The organism is Psychrobacter sp., assembly GCF_035469765.1.
GTDB lineage: Bacteria > Pseudomonadota > Gammaproteobacteria > Pseudomonadales > Moraxellaceae > Psychrobacter.
Genome location: NZ_DATIRM010000005.1, coordinates 1 through 4,470, shown reverse-complemented (window position 1 = coordinate 4,470; position 4,470 = coordinate 1). Strand labels below are relative to the sequence as shown.

The 4,470-nt window shown below is 41.4% G+C and carries 3 protein-coding genes; 1 reads left to right on the top strand and 2 read right to left on the bottom strand.

Annotated elements, in window-relative coordinates; genetic code table 11:
- Positions 1 to 570: 570 nt before the first annotated feature.
- Positions 571 to 1,848, bottom strand: coding sequence for a phosphoribosyltransferase domain-containing protein (locus VLN09_RS00085; protein WP_325242905.1), 1,278 nt, complete (start codon positions 1,846 to 1,848; stop codon positions 571 to 573).
- Positions 1,849 to 1,983: 135 nt separating this feature from the next.
- Entirely contained in the window at positions 1,984 to 3,147 is a 1,164-nt protein-coding gene (locus VLN09_RS00080) for an ATP-grasp domain-containing protein (protein ID WP_325242903.1), read from the bottom strand.
- Positions 3,148 to 3,465: 318 nt separating this feature from the next.
- Between VLN09_RS00080 and VLN09_RS00075 the strand changes: the two genes are divergently transcribed.
- The coding region (locus tag VLN09_RS00075) for a TerD family protein (RefSeq protein ID WP_325242901.1) at positions 3,466 to 4,470 on the top strand (1,005 nt) is incomplete at its 3' end.

Below are 4,470 nucleotides of genomic sequence, written 5' to 3'. Positions count from 1 at the left end.
CCTGAATTCTGCAGTTTTGTCGGTGGTTTTATTTCGCCACTACAGGCGCTGACGCCTAAGGTTAAGGCTGCTAATAAGGTGAACTTGAGAAATGGGATTTGAACTGTGATTACATCCTGTATCAATCGTAAGATAATTACCAATTAATAATACGACAACGACGCTATACGCTACTGATGTCGTATTTTAATTGATAAACCCTTAATTCCTTTTAAAGTATTTATCAATTCAAATTATTTCAGGTCATGACAAATTATTAGAATTTGAGATACCTCAAAAGGTTTATCTCAAGTGTTCGGTCTTCTAATAGTTGATATGTTGGCACTGAATACGCAAATTAATAGACAGAATATATAGGTAAATATGAGGTTGGGCAAGGTAGCTGTCACATAAATATGAATTTTTTTATGCTATGGACATCTTTTTTATTATGAATTTAACCTTCGTAAAATCAATGGTATATATAAGTAAACTTTGTTTTAGAAAAAATAATGAACATTCTAAAGAGCTTATATTACGGCTATGACAATCCATTATCAGTAGCTCGTAATATCCATATTAAATGAGCGTCTATTTAGGACTCACCACCAATACATTATCCAAACCGTGCCACATTGCATCAACACTATCGGCTGACGTTTCTACACACAACACAATCAAATCCCACTCATTTGGCTCAACGTTATAAGCAAAGTTGGTCATACCAAGCCCGTAATTATCATTAAAGCTTAACATCTTGCTAATACCGCCACCAAGTGCAATCGGTGAGCGGGTTAATGCGCTAAAATTCACCGTATTATTGCTGTTATCTAAATTCGTATGTTGCTCAAGCCATTCCGCCAATAAAAATGGCAACCATACAAATTCATTGCTGCCCAATACTAATATTTTTTGTGGTAATTGAGCCTTATCAAACACGGTTTGCCCATCAAAACTTGCAAATGCAGTTTGAAAGCTTGCCAGATAATGATTAAAGCCACCCGTGCTATCTAGGGTTGGGAAACGTCCCCAATGACCAGTATGACCTAATGCTTGACTGCCAGCTTCGGTCGTATCAACCGATGGCATAATGATAGGCTCAGGGTTGGGCGCATCAGTCCACTTCCAAGCGCCAGATAGCAGATGATGGCGGTGAAAATCAATATTTGGCAAGCGTGTAGCAATCGTATCATCGGCGTCAGTATCAGCCTGATTCTGATTTAGGGACCAATCAACCAAGGTGGTCAGGTGTATTTGCTGCAATTGTGTCAACCCAGCTTCACGTAATGCCGTGACGACATTGACACAAGTATTACCGGTTGATGCTTCATCATCGACCATAATCAGCGTTTTACTAGCAAGTAGTTGCTCTTGCGTCACCTTATCTGCACTTTGATAAATTAGATGCTGACTGGCATGACTGTGGTCTTCGCTAAATGTGGTTAATAAAGTATGGGCGTTACCCTTAGCCTCATCTTGCTGGGCGTGACGAGTAGAGTTCAATAATAAAGCTTGCGGATAACGCGTTTGTAGCGCTTGGTGCACACCGGCAGATAAGCCAACCGCCGTCTCTGCCATACCGATGACCAAAATTGGCTCAGGCAAATCATCTGGCACTAGGTTTGCCAAATCAGTAAAGGCATCACGCATGATGCTTGGTGCCACCGGAATATGACGACCTAAGACTTTTGAGACAAACAAAAATGCCCGTTTTGGGTTGATACGTTGAGCAAAATCAAGCAAGTCGTCTAGCTGATAATGGCTATTTGCTTCTAGGTCATTATTACTATTGGCAGCATTGGTCTGATAGGTTAGATCAAGCGTACCGCGAGGTAAAGTGATGGTCGTGCTGTGTTGCTTATTTAACATTCATGTTCCTTTGGACTTTCCACTCTATAGATTTGGCGCGATTGATTAATCCTAAGAATTAGCTCTAATAGCTCACCAGTTATAACGCTTTGATACGTCGTGTATATCAAACAATATTTACAATACTTGCTTTTATTATTTGAGAATATCTTCCTCAGCATCTGCTTCAATCTTTACGCTGACCATAATTGAGCGTACTTGGCAGGGAATGATTTTCTGAGAGATATCAGCCAGTTTTGGCTTATCGGTTAAGCCAAGCCAATAACCAAATCCAACTTGGGTTAAATCGACCCCGCTATGGGTGGTGTAATCGATGCCACCAGAGGGACGGCTATTAATCTCAAGTACACGGTGCTGACCGTCATCATCGGCTTTGGTTTGAACGCTAACGATGCCATCACAGCCAAACGCTTTGATCAGTGGAATGACCACATCCATGACTGATTGCTCATAACCAATATGCTGGATTTTTCCCGTTTTATAGCGCGTAATAGCAGCCAATACTTCACCGTATTCACAGACGACATCGATAGAATACTCTTGCCCTGATAAAAAAGGCATCAGTAGCATCGGAATAGGGCGCTCATGCACCATTAGACTATTGGTATAAGCATTGATAAATTGCGCGGTATTGATTTTTTTCTCTTCAGTAAAGTATAAATGCTCAAAACTATCGTACTGCTCATCGTTTTCTTTACCAGTATCTAGTCGCCAAAATCCTTGTGCAAAAATACCCGTTACTGGTTTGACACATAATGGTTGATGACCGTGTTTGGCAAGTAACGCCTCAAGCTCTGCCACACTATCAAAACGCCATGCATGGGCAACAGGGATGTTATGCTCATGACACTGCTGCATAAAGGCAAACTTATCATCGATGGATTCTAATGCTGCAACGCTGGTCGCACCCGTCAATAAGCGGATACCGGCCAACGCAAATTTTTCACGATGTGCTTCATAATCGATACCATTACGTCCGGTTAATAAGACTTTGACATTATGTTTTTGAGCTTGTTCTAATACAAACTCCCAACGCGGTGTCAATGTCTCAACGGGTTCAAGCATTGCTTTCTCATCGCTATCTGTAGCGGTTACAGAAGGCTCGTGGTAAACGATATCGGCAAATTCAAAAATCTCAGGTCTATTATGACGATGTGAAGCGATAATGCTAAAAGGCGTAGAATATTGAGCTTTTAATGCTTGCAGGCTAGCGAGCATATCACGCTGGCTTGATTGACCTTCAGCCAACCAAATGGCGGGTGCGGTTATATGATGACTATCGTTAGCAGGGTTATCCATAATTCTCTCAGCACTCTCTTAAATAATAAGGTTTTGGATCACTCGGTATCGTCATCACAAAGTTATTGGCGGCCTAATGTATGAACGAAAAATCTCAGGAATCACACTGTTATAACAGGGTCTATTATATACAAATGCTAGACGTTATGAATGCTTATCCTTAAATAGCACTAGGTATTTGTGAAAATCTTATAAAGTGTCTTTGATGCATTGTGTAACGTCAGTTCTGATTAAGGTTGTGATACCATCCATGCTACTATATGGCGATAGTTAATCTAATAAATATAGCGACATAATCAATCATTTAAAGGATAAAAAATGAGCCAACCTCAATCACTGATTGCTGGTGCCAATGCGCCACTACCAACTGACAATATCAGTATCCGTATTTTAAGCCAAAATGCCATCGACTGTGCTGCTTATCGTTTGACTAGCGATGGAAAAGTACGTGGTGATGGCGATATGGTATTTTATGGGCAGACGCGTAGCGATGATGATAGCGTGAGCTTTCGCGGGCATGACAGTGATGGTTTTTTTGATATTAATTTACCAGCGCAGCCAGCCAGCATTGAGAAGATTGCCCTCGCGTTTTCTAGCGCGCAGACGCTTGCTCAAGTCGGCGATGTAGATATTCAAGTTTTACAAGGCAGCCAAGTGCTGATGACTTGTCAATTATCTGCTGCTGGACGTAATGAAAAAGCCATTATCTTAGCAGAATGTTATCGTCGGCAGGGCAGTTGGAAGTTTCGCTTTATTGCTCAAGGTTTTGAAGGCGGCTTAAAACCGTTGTCTGAGCATTTTGGCGTTGAAATCGCGGATGAGGCACCCGCTCAAAATAAAGCGCCGCCTATTAACACCCAAAAAGCGGGTAGTGCACCTCAAACAAGCAGGCCACTGCCGATTCCTGCTGGCTCTACTAATCCTTCGATCAATCTAAGTAAAATTACTTTAACCAAAAACCAATCTAGCATCAATCTCAAAAAACGTGATGATTTTGGCAAAATATCTGTCAACCTAGACTGGAACCAACGTCCAGATATGAGCAAACAAGCACCAAAAAAAGGGCTACTTGGCGATTTGTTCAAACAGCATAAAGCTTCTGGAATAGATCTTGATGTTGGTGCCATGATTCATCTGAAAAATGGTGAAAAAACCCTTATCCAAGCTTTAGGAAGTCGCTTTGGTAGCTTACAGTCAGCGCCTTATGTTTTATTGCGTGCTGATGATAGAACAGGGCAGGTAAGCGGCGGTGAATGGCTCGATATCAATGGGCAGCAGTGGTCACAGATTGAGGAAGTATTTATCTTTGCTTTCATTTATGAA